This is a genomic window from Alcanivorax sp. HI0044, from assembly GCF_001634945.1.
The window spans coordinates 1-1,242 of the sequence record NZ_LWEZ01001918.1 but is presented as its reverse complement, the minus strand read 5'-3'; the positions used below and the strand labels follow the sequence as shown (position 1 = coordinate 1,242).

Annotated in this window: 2 protein-coding genes; both read right to left on the bottom strand. The window is 57.3% G+C overall.

What is annotated here, in order from left to right; genetic code table 11:
* Positions 1-835 (bottom strand): 23S rRNA (adenine(2030)-N(6))-methyltransferase RlmJ (locus tag A3730_RS28565; protein ID WP_063539420.1); only part of this gene is annotated, 835 nt, incomplete at its 3' end.
* 112 nt (positions 836-947) lie between these two features.
* Positions 948-1,242 (bottom strand): hypothetical protein (locus tag A3730_RS32375; protein WP_197477725.1); only part of this gene is annotated, 295 nt, incomplete at its 5' end.

Below are 1,242 nucleotides of genomic sequence, written 5' to 3'. Positions count from 1 at the left end.
CACCGGTCAGCTGCTTTACCAGGGTATGACCATTGGCATCGCAGAGCGCATCTTTCAATAACGGCATGGCCTGAGCCATGTGCTGGGCCAGCGTGTAAGGCGGGTTAATGATCAACATGCCCGTACCGGTCATGCCGCGGCCGGAAGCATCCGGGCGCACGCAGCATTCCACCCGCAACAGATTGGGAATCCCCGCTTTCACAAAACGGCGAATAAAGCTTTCCGTGCGGTTGCGGTCCAGCACCGGGTACCAGATGGCATAGGTGGCGGTGGCAAATTTCTCCATGGCCATTTGCACCGCAGGCAGCACGCCGTTGTAATCCGCTTCCATCTCGTAGGACGGATCAATCAGTACCAGACCGCGCCGATGCTGGGGCGGCAGCAATGCCTTGAGCCCCTGCCAGGCATCTTCCTTGAGCACCTGCACCCGCTTGTCGTCAGCGAACTCACGCTTGAGCAGGGCAAAGTCAGTGGTGTGCAGCTCCGTGCACTGCAGCACATCCTGCTCACGCAGCAGGCGGGCGCTGATCAGCGGCGAACCGGGATAGTCCGTCAGCCGCCCCACCGGGTTCAGCTTTTCCACCAGCGACACATACTGGTCAATCACCCCCACCCCGGTGCGCTTGCCAAACAACCTGGCAATCCCTTCCTGGTACTCACCGGTCTTCTGCATGTGCTCACTGGCGATGGCATAGCTGCCTGCACCGGCGTGGGTGTCGTGCACCGTGAAGGGTTTGTCCTTCTTCTTCAGGTATTCAATGATTGCCATCTGCACGATGTGCTTGAGGACATCGGCGAAATTGCCGGCGTGGTAGCTGTGGCGGTAGGACAACATGACATACATCCAGAATGAGCTGAAAGCGGCAGTGTAGGACAACCAGCCCTTATGGCAATAAAAAACCGCCCCGAGGGGCGGTTTACATTCCTGGCTTCTTGGCGGGGATCCTCTATCTGGACACTCTTTTGCCTGTGCCAGCCAAGCCTGATTTGGCCATGGGCTCCATGCCACCCACCTCGTCTTCGCCATCGCCTTCATACAACGGGAAAGAACCTTCCGTACGAGAGATGACCACATCGTCAAGTACCCAGCCACGGAAACCGTTATAAAGCTCATCTTCCGTAGAGAAGACAAAACGCAGCACAACGTCCGATTCACCTGCGTAAGCATCCAGAGAAATGGGCTCCTGCTGTGCATTGACGGGCGGAGCATTAAAACCCGCATTGGAATAGGGGATTGCATCC